This window comes from Candidatus Protofrankia datiscae, assembly GCF_000177615.2.
GTDB lineage: Bacteria > Actinomycetota > Actinomycetes > Frankiales > Frankiaceae > Protofrankia > Protofrankia coriariae.
In genome coordinates this window covers 210579-229644 of sequence record NC_015656.1, presented here as the reverse complement: position 1 = coordinate 229644, position 19066 = coordinate 210579, and the positions used below count along the sequence as shown (strand labels likewise).

12 protein-coding genes and 1 tRNA gene are annotated in these 19066 nt (G+C 69.5%); 5 read left to right on the top strand and 8 right to left on the bottom strand.

Features of this window, described 5'->3' with window-relative positions; genetic code table 11:
- Positions 1-422 precede the first annotated feature (422 nt).
- Together FSYMDG_RS00915 and FSYMDG_RS00910 are read left to right on the top strand one after the other, a co-directional pair.
- On the top strand, positions 423-2261 hold the full coding sequence (locus FSYMDG_RS00915; RefSeq protein ID WP_013871749.1) for a long-chain-fatty-acid--CoA ligase: 1839 nt from the start codon (positions 423-425) through the stop codon (positions 2259-2261).
- A gap of 100 nt (positions 2262-2361) precedes the next feature.
- A complete protein-coding gene (locus FSYMDG_RS00910) occupies positions 2362-3009 on the top strand; it encodes an aminodeoxychorismate/anthranilate synthase component II (RefSeq protein ID WP_013871748.1) in 648 nt (215 codons plus the stop codon).
- A 28-nt stretch (positions 3010-3037) separates the two neighbouring features.
- On the opposite strand, the gene pknB is transcribed toward FSYMDG_RS00910, so the two are convergent.
- The 7 genes from pknB to FSYMDG_RS26670 all read right to left on the bottom strand — a co-directional run bounded on the left by pknB (position 3038) and on the right by FSYMDG_RS26670 (position 13455).
- Positions 3038-4960 (bottom strand): Stk1 family PASTA domain-containing Ser/Thr kinase, encoded by a 1923-nt coding sequence (gene pknB / locus FSYMDG_RS00905; protein WP_131771998.1) that lies wholly within the window; start codon positions 4958-4960, stop codon positions 3038-3040.
- Positions 4944-6788, bottom strand: a complete 1845-nt coding sequence (locus FSYMDG_RS00900; protein ID WP_013871746.1) for a serine/threonine-protein kinase — start codon at positions 6786-6788, stop codon at positions 4944-4946. The genes pknB and FSYMDG_RS00900 overlap by 17 nt, the downstream gene beginning before the upstream one ends.
- 113 nt (positions 6789-6901) lie before the next feature.
- Positions 6902-8356 carry a peptidoglycan D,D-transpeptidase FtsI family protein gene (locus tag FSYMDG_RS00895; protein ID WP_013871745.1) on the bottom strand — a complete coding sequence of 485 codons (1455 nt, stop codon included), beginning with the start codon at positions 8354-8356 and terminating at the stop codon, positions 6902-6904.
- Positions 8353-9834: an FtsW/RodA/SpoVE family cell cycle protein gene (locus FSYMDG_RS00890; RefSeq protein ID WP_013871744.1), complete on the bottom strand. Its 1482-nt coding sequence runs from the start codon at positions 9832-9834 to the stop codon at positions 8353-8355. Before FSYMDG_RS00890 ends, FSYMDG_RS00895 begins: the two co-directional genes overlap by 4 nt.
- Before the next feature lie 10 nt (positions 9835-9844).
- A complete protein-coding gene (locus FSYMDG_RS00885) occupies positions 9845-11302 on the bottom strand; it encodes a PP2C family protein-serine/threonine phosphatase (protein ID WP_013871743.1) in 1458 nt (485 codons plus the stop codon).
- Positions 11299-11841, bottom strand: a complete 543-nt coding sequence (locus FSYMDG_RS00880; protein WP_013871742.1) for an FHA domain-containing protein FhaB/FipA — start codon at positions 11839-11841, stop codon at positions 11299-11301. The genes FSYMDG_RS00885 and FSYMDG_RS00880 overlap by 4 nt, the downstream gene beginning before the upstream one ends.
- 6 nt (positions 11842-11847) lie before the next feature.
- Positions 11848-13455, bottom strand: coding sequence for a DUF3662 and FHA domain-containing protein (locus FSYMDG_RS26670; RefSeq protein WP_013871741.1), 1608 nt, complete (start codon positions 13453-13455; stop codon positions 11848-11850).
- Between the two features lie 116 nt (positions 13456-13571).
- On the opposite strand from FSYMDG_RS26670, the gene FSYMDG_RS00870 reads away from it, so the two are divergent.
- Positions 13572-13654, top strand: a tRNA-Leu gene (locus FSYMDG_RS00870).
- 352 nt (positions 13655-14006) lie between these two features.
- Positions 14007-15230 carry a PP2C family protein-serine/threonine phosphatase gene (locus tag FSYMDG_RS00865; RefSeq protein ID WP_131771993.1) on the top strand — a complete coding sequence of 408 codons (1224 nt, stop codon included), beginning with the start codon at positions 14007-14009 and terminating at the stop codon, positions 15228-15230.
- 28 nt (positions 15231-15258) lie between these two features.
- On the opposite strand, the gene FSYMDG_RS00860 is transcribed toward FSYMDG_RS00865, so the two are convergent.
- Positions 15259-16893, bottom strand: a complete 1635-nt coding sequence (locus FSYMDG_RS00860) for a Na+/H+ antiporter (protein ID WP_013871739.1) — start codon at positions 16891-16893, stop codon at positions 15259-15261.
- A gap of 827 nt (positions 16894-17720) precedes the next feature.
- Between FSYMDG_RS00860 and FSYMDG_RS00855 the strand changes: the two genes are divergently transcribed.
- Positions 17721-18854: a fatty acid desaturase family protein gene (locus FSYMDG_RS00855; protein ID WP_013871737.1), complete on the top strand. Its 1134-nt coding sequence runs from the start codon at positions 17721-17723 to the stop codon at positions 18852-18854.
- Positions 18855-19066: the final 212 nt, after the last annotated feature.

Here is a 19066-nt window from a genome sequence, read left to right as displayed (position 1 = left end):
GCTCCCGATCTTCCGTGTTCGCCTCCGGGAACCGGGATTTGGGACAGGCCGGGCAGGCTCGGGGACTTCCGGTGTCGTGGCCTCCCTGCTGCTCGGTGCTGCGCTCGGGGGGCTTCCCAGCCCCAGCCCCGGTGTCCGTGGTGGTTCACGACCGGATCGTTTGCGCTGCGTCCACGCCCGCCACTGGGAGGGACGTGGGCGTGCTCCGTCCGACGGGAACACCGAGTCAGTGACGAAACGTGACAATATCGTCGATACGCTGTGGGCTGCCGTCACGGATACGGCTGTGGACACCGCTGTGGCGGCCATGGAAGCCGCGCGTGCCGGTGATCGGAGAAATCGCGCCTCCCGGGAGCTGTTTCCCTGTCGTTTCCTTGCCAGAATGACGCCCAACCGCAGTCCGACAAGGGAAGGTGTCCGCGATGCCAGGTGGATCGACAACCGAGCGGGAGACCGGCACGCTCGAGACCGTCACCTATGCTGACCGGCCGTGGCAGTCGTCGTACGCTGACGGTGTCCCCGCCGAGGTCGAGATCCCCGATATCACGCTGGGTCAGATGTTCGAGAACGCCGTCGCGGAGTTTCCCGCGAATCCGGCGATCTCCTTCTTCGGGACGACGCTGACCTATAGCCAGCTTCGCGAGTATGTCGACGCGTTCGCCGGTGGTCTGGCGAAGCTCGGTGTCGCCGCCGGTGACCGGGTGGCGCTCATTCTGCCGAACTGTCCGCAACACGTGATTGCCTTCTATGCCGTGCTGCGGCTGGGCGCGGTCGTGGCCGAGGCCAACCCGCTCTACACCGAGGCCGAGCTGACCCACCAGCTCTCCGACTGCGGAGCCGAGTACGTGGTGTGTCTGGACCGCGCCTACGCGGTGGTGGAGGCGGCCCGCCGCTCCGGCCGGACCAGGGTTCGCGAGGTGATTTCCACGTCGATTCCCGACTTTCTGCCGAGAAAAGACCAGTTGCTGCTGCGGCTGCCCATTCCACCGGCCCGCCGGAAGCGTGCCGAAATCGTGACGGAGCTGCCCGTCGGCGCCCGCGCCCACGCTTTCCTCGACGTGTACCGCGGCGGCCGGGCCGCGCCGGTGCGGATGTCGGTGCCGGTGGCCACGTCCGATGTCGCGATCCTGCTCTACACCACGGGGACGACCGGTCCGGCCAAAGGTGCGATGCTGACCCATCGTAATCTCGTCGCCAATGCTGTGCAGTGCCGGGCGTGGTTCGCCGACGCGCAGGTCGGGCGGGAGGCCGTCCTCGCGGTCCTGCCGATGTTCCACGCGTATGGGCTGACATTGTGCATGACGGTGGGAATGCTGATCGGCGGGCATGTTGTGCTCGTACCGAAATTCGACGTGACCCTGGTACTCGACGCCATCGCCAGGCACCGTCCGACCATTTTCCCGGGCGTGCCACCGATCTACCGGGCGCTGCTGGACGATCCCCGGTCGAAGAACGTCGACCTGACCTCGATCCGAGGGTGCATTTCCGGTGCGATGAAGCTGCCCGGTGAGCTGCAGCGGCAGTGGGAGGGCGCGACCGGTACCCCGGTCGTCGAGGGCTACGGCATGACCGAGGCGTCCCCGGTGACCCATGCCGGTCCGTTGCGCGGCCAGCTTCGCCCCGGCTGGATCGGCCTGCCCTTCCCGTCCACCGAAGCGAAGATCGTCGACCTGGAGGACAACACGCGGGAAGTGCCGGTGGGGGAGCCCGGAGAACTGCTCATCCGTGGCCCGCAGGTGTTCGCCGGGTACTGGGGGAACCCGGAGGCCACCAGGACCGTGCTGAGCGACGACGGATGGCTGTCCACCGGTGACGTCGCCCGGATGGACGCCGCCGGCTGGTTCGAGATCGTCGACCGGAAGAAGGAGCTCATCATCGCGGGCGGGTTCAACATCTCGCCCAACGAGATCGAGGATGTGCTCGCCGGGATTCCCGAGGTTGCCGAGACCGCGGTGATCGGTATCCCGGACGCGTACCGTGGCGAGACGGTGAAGGCGTTCCTGGTGCTGCGGCCCGGTACGTCGCTCACCGTCGACGAGGTGCGGGTGTACTGTTCCGAACGGCTCTCCGCCTACAAGGTCCCGAAGATCATTGAGTTCCGGACGGAGTCACTACCGAAGATCGGGATCGGCAAGGTGCTGCGCCGCGCGCTGCGTGACGAGGAGCAGGCAAAGGCCCAGCGGCAGGCCACCGCTGACGGGCCGGCTGCCGCTGACGGGCCGGCTGCCACCGACGGGCCGGCTGCCACCGACGGCAACTGACCGACGGTCGCCGGCCCGGGCGCTCACGGGCCGGTCACCGCCACATCCCGCGCCAGGATCCACCGGATCCCGCGGCGGATTCGGTGGTAAGAGGAGAATCATGCGAATCCTGGTGGTCGACAACTACGACTCGTTCGTGTTCAACCTGGTGCAGTACCTGGGCCAGCTCGGAGCGGACAGCGTCGTCCGCCGCAACGACGAGGTCGACGTCGACGAGCTGACCGCTCTCGGCGTCGCCGGGGTGCTGGTGTCACCCGGCCCGGGCACGCCGGAGGCGGCCGGGGTCAGCGTGCCGATGATCCGGGCATGCGCGGCGGCCAGCATCCCCATGCTCGGGGTGTGCCTGGGGCATCAGGCCCTCGGGGTCGCCTTCGGCGCGGCGGTCGGCCGGGCACCCGAGCTGCTGCATGGCAAGACGTCCGTGGTGCGCCACCGCGGGGTCGGGGTGCTCGCGGACCTGCCGTCGCCGTTCATCGGAACCCGTTACCACTCGCTCGCCGTGGACCGGGCGACTCTCCCGGCTCAGATCGAGGTCACCGCCTGGACCGACAGCGGTGTGGTGATGGCGATGCGGCACCGGACCCTCCCGCTGGAGGGCGTCCAGTTCCACCCGGAGTCAGTGCTTACGCAGGGTGGTCATCTGCTGTTGGCCCGCTGGCTGTCGGTCTGCGGGGACGACGCCGCGCTGTCGGCCGCGCCGACGCTGTCGGCCGAGGTCGAGACCCTCCGCCAGGCGGCTTTCGCCTGACGGAGGGATCAGAGCAGGCAGGGGCCCGTCAGCCGAGCAGGCCGCCGAGGCCGCCGCCGGTGGAGCTCGGGTTCGGCGACGGTGTCTTGCTCGGAGTCGCGCTGGCGCTCGGTGACGGTGTGGGCGTCTGGGTGTTGATGGCCTGCTGCTGGGAGACGTAGAGCGTCACGGTCGACCCGCGGGCCGCCGAGCCGCCGCCGGGGCTCTGGGAGACGACGGTGCCCGTCGGCTTGCTGCTCGCGACGGCCTGCTGGACGACCCTGAAGCCGTAGCGCTCCAGTTCGGACTTGGCGGGGTCGACAGGCTGGTCCGTCACGTTCGGGACGGTCGCCTGCGTGCTCACCACGTAGATGATCACATCGTCACCAGGAGCCACCGACGTGCCTGCCGCCGGGTCGCTGGACTCGACCAGTCCGGCTCGGCGGGTCGTCGCGTCGGTGAAGGCGGAGGTCTTCACCGTCAGCCCGGCCTCCTTCAGCTTGGCGGTGGCCGCGGCCTGGGTCAGCCCGGCCACGTCCGGAACGGCGAGGTCACCCGGCCCCTTCGAGATGCTGAGGGTGATCGGCGCGCTCTTCGAGGCGGCGGTGCCCGGGGCCGGGTCGACCTCGACCACCAGGTCCTTCGGCTCGTTGTTCTCGACGACCTTTGAGACGATGTTGGTGAAGCCGGCGGAGCTCAGGCTGTTCTTGGCCGTCTCGAACTTCTGCCCGATGAGGTTCGTCGGGATCGTCGCGGTGTCGGCGGTGGTGTCGTCGCCGTTCCCGCCCCCGCCGCCGAGCATGTTGGTCGCGATCATGGTGACGACGACGAACACCGCCACCACGGACAGGCCGGCGAGAATGTACTTCCAGGCGTCCGAACGTCTTTTCTCCGGCAGCGGCCCGCTGTCGCCCCCCCCGGGGCCGCCGAAGCCGGCCCGGTCGTAACCGCCCGTCCCGTAGCCGCCGGTGCGGCCGTAGGGGTCGTCCGGACCGTCGTCGTAGGGGCCGCGGCCGCGGGAGATCATGTGTGTCCCCGCGGTGACCGCGGGTGAGGCGCCCAGCCGGGTGGTGAGCTGGTCGCTGTCGAGCTGGGGGGCGTAGATGGGGCGGCCGGCCAGGGCCCGCTCGAGGTCGTCCCGCATCAGCCCGGCGGTGGAGTAGCGGTGGTCGGGATCCTTCTCCATCGCCTTGAACACGATCGCGTCGGCGTTGGGCGTGATGGCGCGGTCGTGGCTGGACGGCGGCTGAGGATTCTCCCGCACGTGCTGGTAGGCGACGGCCACCGGTGAGTCGCCACGGAACGGCGGCTGCCCGGTCAGCAGCTCGTAGAACAGCACACCCGTCGAGTAGACGTCGCTGCGCGCGTCCACACGGACGCCGCGGGCCTGTTCCGGCGACAGGTACTGGGCGGTGCCGATCACCGCGGCGGTCTGCGTCATGTTGGACGTGGTCGCGGTGGTCGCCCGGGCGATGCCGAAGTCCATCACCTTGACCGAGCCGTCCTGGCACAGCATGACGTTGGCGGGCTTGATGTCCCGGTGGATGATCCCCATCCGGTGGCTGTAGTCCAGGGCCGCGCACACGTCGGAGGTGATCTCCATGGCCCGGCGTTCACTGAACCGGCCCTCCTGCTGGAGCACATCCCGCAGGGTGCGGCCTTCCACGTACTCCATCACGATGTACGGGACGGTCGTGCCGTTGATCAGATCCTCGCCGGTGTCGTAGACCGAGACGATCGCCGGGTGGTTCAGGGCGGCCGAGGACTGCGCCTCGCGGCGGAAGCGGGCCAGGAAGGTCGGGTCCCGGGCGAGGTCGGCCCGCAGCGCCTTGACCGCGACCTCGCGGCCGAGGCGGACGTCCCGGCCGCGGTAGACCTCGGCCATGCCGCCGTACCCGAGGACCTCGCCCAGCTCGTAGCGCCCGCCCACCAGGCGAGGTTCGGTTCCGAACGCCTCAGTCACGACTGCCACCCGTGCTCGCCTTTCCGCTTCCCGGGCCGGTACCCGCGGACGCTTCCCGGACATCTGGCCCGGTTGCGGCCGTGTGGCCGCCCAGGCCGCCGGTGGTCCGGATGCCGTCCGTGACACCGTCGGTCCCGGTCGTACTGTCACCGGTGACGATGCCATCCTCGGATCCGGGTCCGTGCACCGCCCGGGTCAGGGCCGGCGCGCCTTCGGATGATCCACTGGATCCGGCGATCGACCGGGTGACCAGCGCGGTGATCGCAACTGCGGCGATCAGTAGTGCTATCAGTACTGGAAGTGATAGCCGTCGCCTGCCCGCGGACGCCGGGCCCCCCGCGGCCCGGCCGCGCGGGCGTCGTCGCCGGGCCCCCCGCGCGTCCGACGGCGGCAGCGCGGAGGTCGGGCGGTTGCCGGGCGGCTGGAGCCGGGCGACGTTCGTCGGCCGGATGTCCGGTCGGCTCGCGGTGTCGTAGCCCGTGTTGTAGCTGGCGTCATAGCCACCGGCCTCGTAGCCGGTCTCATAACCGGTGTCGTAGCCGGCACCGGAGCTCGCACCGGCATAGCCGGCCTCCCGGTGTCCGGGGGGCGGGTAGCCGTCCGCCGGGTATCCGCCGCCGGACGTGGGCGGCCGGGGCGGGGTGTCCCAGGCGCCCGGGGGCGTGCCCGCCGACGTCCCCGGCGGTTCCTGGCCAGGCTGACGGCCGTCGTGGGCGGCGCCGGCGTCCCAGGACGGCCGGGCGTCCCGATACGGCCGGTTGTCCTCGGGGAAGCTGTCGTCCCGGGTGTGCCGGCGGGTCCAGGACGGTGGCCGATCCCCGTCGGTCCCCGCCCCGCCCGTGCCCGGCCCGGGTGCTCCCGTCGGTCCGGGCCACCGCCCGGTGGAATCCCCGGCGGGGTCCGGCCGGGGCGCGGGCGCCGGCCCGCCGGCCCGGCGGGTCATGTCCGCGTTCCACAGGTTGCGACGGATCGTGGCGGCGGTGCGGGCGAACGAGCCGGCCGACGACGGCCGCTGGGCCGGGTCCTTGGCCATCGCCGCCTGGACGAGGTTGCGCACCGGCTCGGGGACGTCGGGCGGCAGCGGCGGGGGGTCGTCCTGCTGGTGCGCCATCACGACCACGATCGGGTTGCGGTCGTCGAAGGGCCGCCGGCCGGCCAGGCACTCGTAGGCCACCACGCCGAGGGAGTACACGTCGCTGGCCGGGGTCACCGTCCGGCCGGAGGCCTGCTCGGGGGAGACGTAGTAGGCGGTGCCCATCATGATCCCGGTGGCGGTCAGCGGCGCGGCGTCCACCGCGCGTGCGATCCCGAAGTCGGTGACCTTGATCGCGCCGTCGGTTCGCAGCAGCAGGTTGCCGGGCTTGACGTCCCGGTGCACGACGCCCAGGGTGTGCGCGGCCTGCAGGGCGTCGGCGGCCTGCCCGAGCACGTCCAGGGTCTTCTCCGGGGACAGGCGCTTCTCCCGGTGCAGCAACGCCGACAGGGGCTCGCCCTCGACCAGCTCCATCACCAGATAGGCGGTCGGACGATCACCATCGGTGACGACCTCGCCGTAGTCGTAGACGGACGCCACACCCGGATGCGACACCCGGGCGGCGTGCCGGGCCTCGCCGCGGAAGCGGACCAGGAACAGCTCGTCGCTGGCGTACTCCGGGCGCAGCAGCTTGACGGCGACGGGACGCCCGAGGGTGCGGTCGAGGCCCCGCCACACCTCGCCCATCCCGCCGGTGGCGATACGTCCCTCGAGGAGGTAGCGGCCGTCGAGGACGATGCCCTTTGGCGAGGCGCCGAACGGCTGCGCGGCGGCCGGTGACGAGGCGGGCGCGCCGGGCGGCACGGCCGGCCCGCCCTGCGCCGCAACGCCCGGTCCCGGGGGAACCCGCGGTGCTGGAACGCCCGATCCCGGCAGGCCCGGGCCCGGCCCCGGGACGCCTGGCGGTGGTGGGCCGGTCACTGTCGAACGTCCAATGCTGCCTTCATGACCTGCTGGGCCACGGGCGCGGCGACCGCGCCGCCGGTGCCGAGCTCCCCGCCGCCGTCCTCGACCACGACCGCGACGGCCACGCTCGGGTTGGCGGCGGGCGCGAAGCCGATGAACCAGGCGTGCGGGGGCTCGTTGTCACCGTGTTCGGCGGTGCCGGTCTTGCCGGCGACGGCGATACCGGGGATCCGCGCCTTGCTACCGGTGCCGTTGCTGACCACGCTCTGCATCATCGTGTTCAGGTCGGCTGCGACGTCCGGGCTCACGGGGCGTTTGTAGACCTCCGGCTCGGTGCGGCTGATCGCTTTGAGGTCCGGGCCGAGCAGTTCGGAGACGATGTACGGCCGCATCATCACCCCGTTGTTGCCGATGGCGGCGGCGACCTGGGCCATCTGCAGCGGGGTGACCCGGTCGTCGAACTGCCCGATGGCGGACTGCGCGGTCTGTGCCCCGTCGAGCTGCTGGGGCGGGTACACGCTGGGCACCAGCGGCAGGGGGAAGTCGGGAATGGTGGAGTTGAAACCGAAGGCCTCGGCCTGGGCGCGCAGGGTGTCGTCGGTGAGATCCATGCCGAGCTGGGCGAACGCCGTGTTGCAGGAGATCGTCAGGGCGTGGATGAAGGTGTCTGTCTGGCCGTCCCCGCAGCGTTCGTTGTCGAAGTTCGGCAGCACGGTCCGGCTCTGCGGCAGGGGGAGCGTGTCGGGCGCGGCGATGCGTTCCTCGAGCTGACGGCCGGCGTTGAGCGCGGCCGCCGCGGTGATCACCTTGAAGGTGGAGCCGGGCGGATAGGTCTCCTGGGTCGCGCGGTTGAGCAGCGGCTTGTCCGGGTCGGTGTTGAGCGCCTGGGCAGCTTTGCCGACCGCGGCCTCGTCGTGGCTGGCCAGCGGCGTCGGGTCGTATGTCGGACTGGTCACCATCGCAAGGATCTCGCCGGTCTTCGGGTCGAGCGCCACGACCGCCCCCTTACGGTTGCCGAGCGCGGTGGTCGCGATTTGTTGGATCCGGGGTACCAGCGTGGTGACGATACTGCCACCCCGTTGTTTGCGTCCGGTCACCAGGTCGGAAACCTTGGAAACGAACAGGCGGTCGTCCTCTCCGGAGAGGAAGTCGTTCTGGGAGCGCTCCAGGCCCGCGGAAGTGTACAGACCGTAGTAGCCGGCGACGGCGGAATACAGCTTCCCGGCCGGGTACTGCCGCTGGTACTTGTACTCGTCGTCGGACGGCACCGAGCTCGCGATCGCCTGCCCGCCGGCCACACCGATCCAGCCGCGCTCCCGTTCGAGCCGTTCGGTGATCTGGCGGGCGTTGTTCGGCTCGTGACGCAGTTCACCAGCCTGCTTCGCCTGCAGCCAGTTGGCGTTGACCAGCAGGGCGGTGAACAGCACCAGGCAGGCGACGGCAACCTTGCGGATGGGTGCGTTCACGTCGTCCGCACCGCCTGGGTGGGGCTGTCGGCGACGGCGTTCGGGTCGAACAGCGGCGCGGCCGGGGTGGCCGGGTCGGGCCTGCGGTAGGAGTCGCTGATCCGCAGCAGCAGCGCGATGATGGCCGCGTTCGAGACGATCGAAGAGCCTCCGTAGGAGATGAAGGGCAGGGTCAGACCGGTCAGCGGGATGAGCCGCATGACACCGCCGACCTGCACGAACACCTGGAGGGCGAACGAGGCGGCAAGGCCGGTCGCGAGCATCTTGCCGAACGGGTCACGGGCGCCGAGCGCGGCCCGCAGGCCGCGGGTGACGACCAGTCCGTAGATGACGAGGATAGCCATGATTCCGGCGAGGCCGAGTTCCTCACCGATACTCGCGACGATGAAGTCGGTGTTGGCGAAGGGGACCCGCTGCGGGCTGCCCTGCCCGAGCCCGGTGCCGGTGATCCCGCCGGCGGCGAACCCGAACAGGCCCTGCACCAGCTGGAACGAGGTGCTGGTGGGATTGTCACCGTCGAACGCGTGTAGCCAGCCGTCCACCCGGACCTGGACGTGCCCGAACAACTGGTAGGAGATGACCGCGCCGAGCGAGAACAGGCCGAGCCCGATGAGCGCCCAGGACGCCCGTTCGGTCGCGACGTAGAGGATCACCAGGAACATGCCGAAGAAGAGCAGGGACGAGCCGAGGTCCTTCTCGACGACGAGGACGCCGAGGCTCGCGAGCCAGGCGACGAGCACCGGGCCGAGGTCCCGGGCGCGCGGGAAGTGGATTCCGAGGAAGGAGCGGGAGACCACGGAGAGGACCTCGCGTTTGTTCACCAGGTAGCCGGCGAAGAAGATCATTAAAATGATCTTCGAGATCTCGCTGGGCTGGAAGGTGAACGGCCCGACCCGCAGCCACAGCCGGGCGCCGTTGATGGTCGCGCCGAACACCGGCATCGCGGGCAGCACCAGGAAGACCAGGCCGACCAGCCCCGCCGTGTAGGCGTAGCGCGACAGCGTCTTGTGGTCCCGGATGACCGCCAGCACCAGCACGAAGACGACGAGCGCGAGCAGCGTCCACACCATCTGTAACGGTGCGACGCCGGCTGGTACCTTCCTGCCGGCTTTCTCGGCGGCATCCATCTTGGCCAGGTCCAGCCGGTAGATCATGACGAGGCCGAGGCCGTTGAGGGCCGCGACCAGCGGCAGCAGTATCGGGTCGGCGGCCGGCGCGAACCGGCGCACGGCCAGGTGGGCAATCCCCCACAGCGCGCTGAAGCCCAGGCCGTAGACGAACACCGACGCGGTGATCTTTCCGTCGGCGGCGAGCACGACAGCCGCCAGGGCAGCGGTGGCGAGCAGGCCGGCGAACAACAGCAGGAAGAGTTCTCGCCGACGGTACGGCGGCAGGTGGACACCGGCCGGTACCGGGAACCGGGCGAAGGTTCCCGTGAGATCGACCGCCTTGCCGCGAAGCGGAGGGAGAACAGTCATCCTGTCGGCGTCATCCAGATGTCGGGACCGACGGGGCCGCTGGGATGGGCGGGACGCAGTTCGGGCCAGGGGCGGTGGCACAGAGCGCCGGGGCGGTGGTGGCAACGCCCAGGGGAGCCTGGGCATCCCCGGTGTTCTTCTCCCCGCCGGCGCCCGCCTGCGCCGTGGCGGTCACCGTCAGCGGCGTCGGTGCCGCCGTCGGGGCCCCGGTGGGGTCGGCCGGGTGCGTGACGGCGAACTGCGTCCGCAGCCGCTCGACATAGTCGCGGATCTCGGTGAGGCTGCTGGCCGAGTAGCCGTCCTCCACCTGCAGGCGCCCGTCGTCGTTGAGCTCGCTCAGCGGTAGGGAGTGCTCCTTGAGCCGGTGCAGGGAGAAGCCGGCGATACTCCCCTCGACACCCTCGAAGATCGCTACCTGTTCGCCGTCGACCCCGACGTAGTACCGGCTGTGCAGGTAGAACCAGCCCCAGACGGTCGCGATGGTCAGGACGATCACCGTGCACAGGATGATGAACGCCGGTCGGGGCGGCGGCCGGCGGGCGAGCGGCGGCGAATCCTCGTCCACCACGCTGTCGGAACCCTCGGCACGCGGCGGGGTGGGGCTGTGCCGGCCGATCCGCGCGCCCCTGGCGGCCGGGGAGTCCTGATCGCCGTACCGGGGATTCGGCCCGGTACGGGCGGCCAAGGCTCCCGGCACGGTCTGCTTCTCCGCGGCGGCGCCGGCCACGAGCGGGCGGGCATCGTCATCGGCGTCGTCCTCGACGATGTCGGCGACGACAACGGTGATGTTGTCCGGCCCGCCGCCCTTGAGAGCGAGTTCGACCAGCCGGTCGACGGCCTCCTGAGGCGTCGGTAGCAGCAGCGCCTCACGGATGGTGATTTCCGTCACAACGCCGGACAGTCCGTCGGTGCACAGCAGATAGCGGTCGTCCGGGATCGCCTCCCGGACGGACAGGTCCGGCTCGACGTCGCGGCCGTCGAGCGCACGCATCAGTAACGACCGTTGGGGATGCGTGTCCGCCTGCTCGGCCGTGATCCGCCCCTGGTCGACGAGATCCTGCACCAGCGTGTGATCGTGCGTCACCTGGTTGAGCACCTGGTGCCGCAGCAGATACGCCCGGGAGTCGCCGACGTGCAGCACACCGAGATGGCTCCCCGCGAGCAACAGGGCGGTGACCGTGGTGCCCATACCCTCCAGCGACCCGTCCTTGACGGACATCTCACGCAGCTGGTTGTTGGCCTGGTGCACCGATTCGGTCAGCACCTCCAGGACCGCACCGCTGGCGACGTCGTCGTCCAGAGCGGCCAGCTGGGAGATCACGGTGGAGGAGGCGACCTCCCCGGCCGCGTGACCGCCCATACCGTCGGCCACGGCCAGTAGCCGAGCGCCCGCGTAGGCGGAATCTTCGTTGCCTTCTCGGACGTGGCCGACGTCCGAGCGAACGGCGTAGTGAAGCCTAAGGCTCACCGGTGAAGCTCCAGGACGGTTTTCCCGATCCTGACCGGCGCGCCGAGAGGAACCGGCATGGGACTGGTCACTTTCGTGCGGTCGAGGTAAGTACCGTTGGTCGAGCCCAGATCTTCGACGAACCACTGGCCGTCGTGGGGGACGAGTCTTGCATGTCTCGCGGATGCGAAGTCGTCCTCCAGCACCAGAGTCGAGTCCTGCGCACGTCCGATGGTGACAGGCGTCGGTCCGAGCGGAAGAATCGTCCCCGCGAGATGCCCCTTCGTGACGACCAGCTTGCTCGGTGTGCGCGCCCGCCGGCTGGGAGACGCATTCTGCGGCCCAGCGGGTGGCGCTGCCGGCCGGGCCGGGTGCGCCGACGCCGGCTGCGCGGGCGTTGGACGGCCCAGCCCCTGAACGCTCTGCCGTTGACGCTTCGTCGGCCCGAACATGTCCGCGCGCACCGCACGGACAGCAGCCAGCACGAACAGCCACAACAGCGCCAGGAAGCTGATTTTCACGACCAGGAGGACCAGGTCGCTGGGTCCGGATCCGCTCACGGCGTCCTACCAGGCGCGCTCGTCCGGATCCGCTGCTCCCGGCCCGGCGGGACGGTCACCGTGGGGATCCCGCTCCGGTGGACGCCGGCCCTCCCCAGGGGGGACCCGGCCCGGACGCTGAGTCTCCTGCTCGTACAGGTCGGCGTCGTCCGGCCGCACTGGCGCGGCACCGCGCCGTGGGTCGCCCTGCCGTGGGTCGCCGTAGCCGGGCTGGCCGTCGCGGTAGCCGGGCTGGCCGCCACGACCGGGCGCACCCGCGGCAGGCGTGCCCGGCGGTGTACCCGGGCCGTAGCCGCTCGGCGGAGTACCGGGAGGCCGGCCGCCGAACTGGTCGTACGGGTTGCCGCCACGATACTGGCCCTCCCTCTCCCCGTACGGGTCGTCGTAGCGGGAACCGCCACCATACGGATCCCCCGGTCGACCTCCCGCGGGCTGACCTCTGCCCGGGCGTCCACCGCCCTGGTACGGCGGTTCCGCGGGCGGGGCCGGATAGCCGCCAGGGGGGCCACCTCTACGCGGGTCGTCACGATACGGATCGTCACGATACGGACCCGCCGGCGCGGGCGGGTAGCCGCCGGGCGAACCGCCACGCCGCGGCTCGCCCCGATAGGGATCGCCACCACGGTACGGGTCGCCCCGGTAGGGATCCGCCGGCGGGGGCGAAGGCGGGTAGCCGCCAGGGGAGCCGGGAGGGACGCCATGGCGCGGATCACCGCGGCGGGGCTCGGCAGGCCGGGCCCGCGGGTCACCAGGTGGAGTCGGCGGCACCGGGACGGAAGGATACGCGCCCGCCGGGCCCGGCGGCGCGCCCGCGGGAGCCTGCGCGCCCGCCGGGACACGCCCGGCGGCCCGGCCCCTGTCAGCGCCCCGTGGATCGTCCCGCCGGAAGGTCAGGATCGTCGCGCCCAGCTCGATCTGGTCACCGTTGACGAGCTTCACCTGACTGGCGGCCCGGCCGTTGACGATGCTCCCGTTGGTCGAACCATGATCGATATAGACGAACTGTCCGTCGGGCATCCGACGCACCTCGCCGTGCTGGCGGGACACCCCGGTGTCATTGAGACGGATATCACATTCGACGCTGCGCCCAATGACCGTGACCTCAATGTCCAGCGGGTATTCACGCTCCTCCCCGCTGCCCCGGCCATCAGGCCCCGGCTTGGTCGAGACGACAAGCCGAGGCGCTCCCGGCGGCATCGGCCGCGACCGCCCCGCCGCACGCCTGCCAGCCACCGCGCCGGGATCCGTCGCGGCAACACTGCTACGGATACGGAACACCCCGACATCCAGATCGTCAGCCTCGGCCAGCCGCACCCCCACCGGCCCCACGAACGTGTACCGCTGCTCAGCGGCATGCTCCCGAACCATCTCGGCCAGCTCGTCACAAAGCGCTCGCGTATAAGGAGCGAGCCGGGCGAAGTCGCTGGTGGCAAGCTCGACCGCGAACTCGTTCGGGACGAGCACCCGGTTCGCGCTGCTGGCGCGCCGGTCATCGGTCTCACGAGCCAACGCGCTTGCGATCTCGACCGGCTCGACACCGCCCTTGAAGACCTTGGCGAACGCGCCCTCGACGAGGCCGCCCAGGCGACGCTCAAAGCGCTGTAGCACGCCCATCTCGGCCTCCCCTCCTCCCCCCGGCCTGCTACCGGCACTGAGATCGTATGCTTCCGGTTGAGCGCCGCCCACGGCTCGGGCGGTGTGGATCGCGTGATAGCGTGATAGTCGCACTCGGGCGAGTGGCGGAATGGCAGACGCGCACGGTTCAGGTCCGTGTGTCCTGACGGACGTGGGGGTTCAACTCCCCCCTCGCCCACGAGCTGGCTCGCGCTGGTCGCCCCCTTGCGGGGGCTTCCCCGGGGGGCCGGGATGTCTGCCGGGGGGCCGAGCCCCCCGGCACCCCCCACGGTTTTGTGGTTGGGGTGGCTTGCTGCCCTTTGGGCAGCTTCGCTTCGGACGCCCGTAGCGTCCTTCTGTTTGATCATAGCGTTTTGATGGGAAGCAATCCTCAACAGGAGGTTGTTTCGTGCCATGGTGACACACCGGAGCATCTCAGATTACCATCACCTGTCACGAAGTGTGACCGGAAGAGGTTAAACCACCAGCTGAAGGTGTGAGCCCGGTAGCCTGGCGTGCCGGTTACCGCGGCGCTGACTAGCGTGAGAGGAGTGGCACCTTCTGGAACGGTCGATTTACGGGAGCTGCTGACGGCCGTGGAGCGTGCCGCGCCCGCCGACGCGGTGCACGCGGTGGCAGGTGAGTTGACCCGGATGATCGGCGCGCTTGAGGTCTCCTTCCTGATTGCGGACTATGCGGGCGGTTACCTGGCGCGGTTTCCCAGTGGGGATGGGGCGGGCGGAAACACGATGGAACGGGTGTCGGTGGACGGCACCGTCCACGGGCGGGTGTTGCGGACACAGCGGGTGCGGGTGTGCCGATCCTCGGCCCGGACGAGTGTGTATGTGCCGGTTACAGCCCGCGGCGAGGCGATCGGGGTGCTCGAGGCGCACCTGCCTGCCGGTGCCACCGAGGATGCTGTCGAGACCGTCGCCGGCACGGGGCATGCCCTGGCCTACATTGTGATTACGAACCGGCGGTACACGGATCTGTTCGAGTGGGGCCAGCGTTCCGTCCCGCTCGGGCTGGCGGCGGAGATCCAACGGCGGTTGCTGCCGGAGTCGTTCACCTGTGAGGGTGCGCAGGCGACGGTGGCCGGCTGGGTGGAGCCCGCGGAATCCGTGGCAGGGGACACCTTCGACTACAGCTTCGGGCGTTCCCAGCTGTATGTGTCACTCACCGACGCGATGGGACACGAGCTGGCGGCGGCGCTGCTGGCGACCTTGCTGGTGGGTAGCCTGCGCAACGTCCGCCGTGGTGGCGGGGATCTCGCAGAGCAGGTCGTGCGGGCGAACACGATGATGGCGGCGCACATTCGGCCCGACCAGTTCGTCACCGGTCTGCTGCTGCAGGTCGATCTGTCCACCGGGGTCGTCAGCGTGGTGAACGCCGGGCATGTGCCGTTCTACCGTCTGCGGGACGGTGTTGCGAAGACGGTGTCCTTTCCGGCGGATCCGCCGTTCGGCATGTTCGCGGAGACTCGTTACCGTACGCACAGCCTTCGGCTGCGGCCCGGTGATCGGCTGGTGCTGGTCACCGACGGTATCGTGGAGCGTAACGCCGCACGGGTCGATCTGCCCGTGGTGCTGGTCGAGACGCGGGGTCTGCATCCACGGGAACTCGTCCAGGACCTCACCGGCAGGATCGTGCGAGCCGTGAAGGGCAGGCTGGCCGACGACGCGTCGGTCTTCTGTCTGGACTGGTACGGCGGCGGCGAACGTATGCGGAACGTCTCCAGCGGCGCGGACGCCAGCCGTGCGTCCGCCGCGACCTGAGGGGCCGTTTCAGCTCTGAGGGGCCGTTTCAGCTCTGAGGGGCCGTTTCAGCATGGCGCGGGGGCCTGGGCACGGGCGGCGGCAGCGCCCCCTCCTCGCGATCGAGTTCGTTCTCCAGCAGCCGGAGGCTGCTGTCAGGCAGGTTCCCGGTGTCCCGCCAGAGCAGCAGTTCGTCCCGCTCCGCCTCGATCATGGTTCGGCGGACGTGACCGAACACGGCGCTGGCGCTCTCGGCCGCGGGGCTGGCCGTGGTGTCCACAGCCAGCGCCGCGAGGATGTCCTCGCTCCGTCTCCTGCGGATGTCCGCGATGTTCCGCAGTCGTTCGACGATGTCCTCGGGGACCGACTCGCGGTTCTGGAGTGACTCGAGCGCCCGCAGCCCCGCGTCCGCCGCCGCGATCCGTGCCCGTGCGCGCAGGCGCTGGTCCTCGCCCAGGTCGGGTCGTAGCCCCAGCCACCGAAGCAGCGGTCCGAAGGTGAGTCCCTGACCGACGAGTGTGACCAGCACCGTGACGTACGCGCAGAACAGCAGCAGGTCGTGGTGCGGGAAGGGGGCGCTGCCGGCGGACGGCGGCAGGGCGAAGACGGCGGCGAGGGAGATCACCCCGCGCATGCCCGTCCAGGACAGAGCGGTCAGTTCACGGCCGTCGAGGTTCGGGTGCGGCGAGAGGATCCGCAGCCGCACGGGCAGCAGGGTGGGCAGCAGCAGCCACAGGGGGCGTAGCAGCACGATCGAGGCGATCGTGACCGTCGTCGCGGTGACCACCGTGCTGACCGGATACTTCTGGATGTTGTGGAGGACGGCGGGTAGCTGCTGGCCGATGAGGAGGAAGACGAATCCCTCCAGTAGGAGGTCGACGAGGTGCCAGACGGCCACGGCGTGCAGGCGCGCGGGCCCGGACTGCAGCCGCCGTGACCGGTGGCCCAGGACCAGGCCCGCGACCACCACGGCGAGGACACCGGAGCTGTGGGAGGCCTCCGCCGGCAGGTAGGCCAGGAACGGGGTTGCCAGCGAAAGAGTGGTCTCCACCACGGGTTCCTCCAGCCGGCGACGGATCAGGCCGACGATCCAGGCGACGGCGAGGCCGAACGCGATACCCCCGGCGAGGGCCAGGACGAACCGTCCCAGCACGGACGGCACGTCGAAACCCCCGCCGACCAGGGCGGCCACCGCCACCGTGTACACGGTCAGAGCCGTCGCGTCGTTGAGGAGGCTCTCCCCTTCGATCACGGTACGCAGCCGTTCGGGCAGACCCAGCCGCCGTCCGATGGACAGCGCCGAGACGGGGTCCATCGGAGCCAGCGCGGCGCCGAGAGCGCAGGCGGCCGCGAATGACAGACCGGGCACGACCGCTGCCAGCAGGTAGCCCGTGAGCAGAGCGGTTGCTATGATCATCAGGACGGACAGTGAGATCACGGTCCGGAGGTTCGCGCGGATCCCCGTCAGGCTCGAGTTCAGCGCCGCGGAGTACAGCAGCGGCGGCAGGACCAGGACGAGGACGACCTCGGAGTCCAGCGTGATGTTCGGACCGGGCAGTACGGCGTACAGGATGCTGACGGCGACGAGCAGGACCGGCGCCGGCAGGCCGACCCTCCGCGCGACCAGGGCCGCAAGAATGATCATTCCCGCGCCCAGCAGCCCGTAGGCGACGTCGACCAGCACTGTCCACTCCACCCTCCGGCGTCCGCCGTGTGCGTCGCCTACCTGGACGTCCGGATGAATTCGTCACGGTCCGTATGAGATCGACGAGTTCGGGATCGGCGTAGGCCCGCTCGCCGGCCGTCCGGCACGGCGCGTGTCCCCGGTTACGAGGCGGACGAGACGGATCGCGGGTCCGTCACGCGGAAGGAATTCCCTTGGAGGCGGGTGGATGACGGCCGGTGGCCCACCAACGCCGACTACGTTTCGCGATCGGCCGCACCGTTCACGAGCCAGAGCTCCACGTCGCAGGCACGCCACAGACTGAAGTGGGGGATCTCCTGGGCGGGATCGGGAAAGTCCGGTCGACGGGAGAGAAGCCGTGCCCGTTGTACGGAGATACCCAGTCTCTGAGCGATGTCCCCGGTCGTCCACAGTTGTCTGTCGCCCATTCCACCACCGTACGGCAGTACACCCGGCTCACTCCCGCGGATGCGCGGCACGGACAGGGCTGGTCGATTCCGATATAGAGGTAAAGGGAATGAATTCTTGTGGAATGCGTCCATCGACACTCCTCGGTCTCGCCAGCGGCCATGGCAGACAAGATCTATGTTGCTTAAAGTGATTGGACTTTCTACTGTTAGTAATAACTGGCCTGTCTGCTGTCGGATGAGGCGCAGGTCGGGAAGATCTGTTTTTCCGGCCGTGTATCGGGCGGAGCTCGCACCATTCCCGACCTCCGACGATCGGGAGGAAGCGCACGGTGGTAGTCGGGAGGTTCCCGCGCGAGGTTGCGATCTTGTTGACGACACTATGTAGGAGAGAGACGACACTCTGTAGGAGAGATGCGTATGGAAGGCACGACCCAGCTCACCGCTGTGGATGTCGAGGAGTTCGGTCGTGCGCTCGACCGGCTCCGCGAGGAGATCCTGGCCGGTCTGGGGGAGGACGACGCCCGCTACATCCGCCGGGTGATCACCGTTCAGCGGAGTCTGGAGGCGGGTGGACGGGCGGTCATGTTCGCCTCCCTGCTGCCCCCGGCGTGGCTGGCGGGCACCGCGATGCTGGCCACTGCCAAGATCCTGGAGAACATGGAGATCGGGCACAACGTTCTGCACGGGCAGTGGGACTGGATGCGCGACCCCGAGATCCACTCCACTGCCTGGGAGTGGGACTCCGCGTCTCCCGCCGAGCAGTGGAAGCATTCCCACAACTATGTGCACCACACCTATACGAACGTTCTCGGCAAGGACCGGGACATTGGCTACAGCGCGCTGCGGGTCCACCCGGAGCAGCCCTGGCATCCCGTCTACCTCGCCCAGCCGCTGTACAACCTGATGCTTGCAATGGTCTTCGAGTGGGGAATAGCGATCTACGACTCCGAACTCGAACGTGCCTGGCGGGGCGAGAAGAGCTGGGCCGAGACCCTGGCTCAGCTGTCGACAGCGCTGCGGAAGGGAGGACGTCAGGTGTTCAAGGACTATGTGGCCTTCCCGCTGCTCGCCGGTCCGGCTTTCCTGCCCGTTCTGTTCGGTAACCTCACCGCCAACACCATCCGCAACCTCTGGGCTCATATGATTATCTTCTGTGGTCACTTCCCGGAAGGGGCCGAGATTTTCACCGAGGAGCAGATCGAGGGGGAGACCCGCGGTGAGTGGTACCTGCGGCAGATGTTGGGCTCGGTCAACATCGAGGGCTCTGCGTTGTTCCATGTCCTGAGCGGGAACCTGAGTTTTCAGATCGAACACCACCTTTTTCCCGATCTACCCAGCAACCGGTATGCCCAGATCGCGCCGGAGGTACGCGCCCTGTGTGCACGTTTCGGTCTTCCCTACAACACCGGACCGTTGCTGCGGCAGACGTCCAGCGTGTGGAAGCGCATTCTGCGACTGGCGCTTCCAGGCCTCGCTCGACGGCCTGTCGAAACCGACAAAAACGAAGAAGTCGGTGCGGTGGAATCGCGGGGGGTGTTCTCCGCGGCCTGATCGGATCTCCATCCCGGCCACTGCCGCACGGGCCGCCGCGACAGCCGGGGCTGTGTGGGCTGTAACCGCGGTCATGACAGGCCGGCGCGGACCTCTTCGTCCATCACAGCGCCCGTCCCGAAAGCCGACCGGAACGTATAGCCGACAACCCGCCACGGTGCCGTCGGCCCGTCCCGTCGAGAGCATGGTTGAGATCCGCGCCCGGGAGCGCT

Bases quoted from the DNA above. Each gene is read 5' to 3' on its own strand.
- FSYMDG_RS00915 (WP_013871749.1), top strand. From the start codon at position 423: ATGCCAGGTGGATCGACAACCGAGCGGGAGACCGGCACGCTCGAGACC.
- FSYMDG_RS00910 (WP_013871748.1), top strand. From the start codon at position 2,362: ATGCGAATCCTGGTGGTCGACAACTACGACTCGTTCGTGTTCAACCTG.
- FSYMDG_RS00890 (WP_013871744.1), bottom strand. From the start codon at position 9,834: ATGACTGTTCTCCCTCCGCTTCGCGGCAAGGCGGTCGATCTCACGGGA.
- FSYMDG_RS26670 (WP_013871741.1), bottom strand. From the start codon at position 13,455: ATGGGCGTGCTACAGCGCTTTGAGCGTCGCCTGGGCGGCCTCGTCGAG.
- FSYMDG_RS00855 (WP_013871737.1), top strand. From the start codon at position 17,721: ATGGAAGGCACGACCCAGCTCACCGCTGTGGATGTCGAGGAGTTCGGT.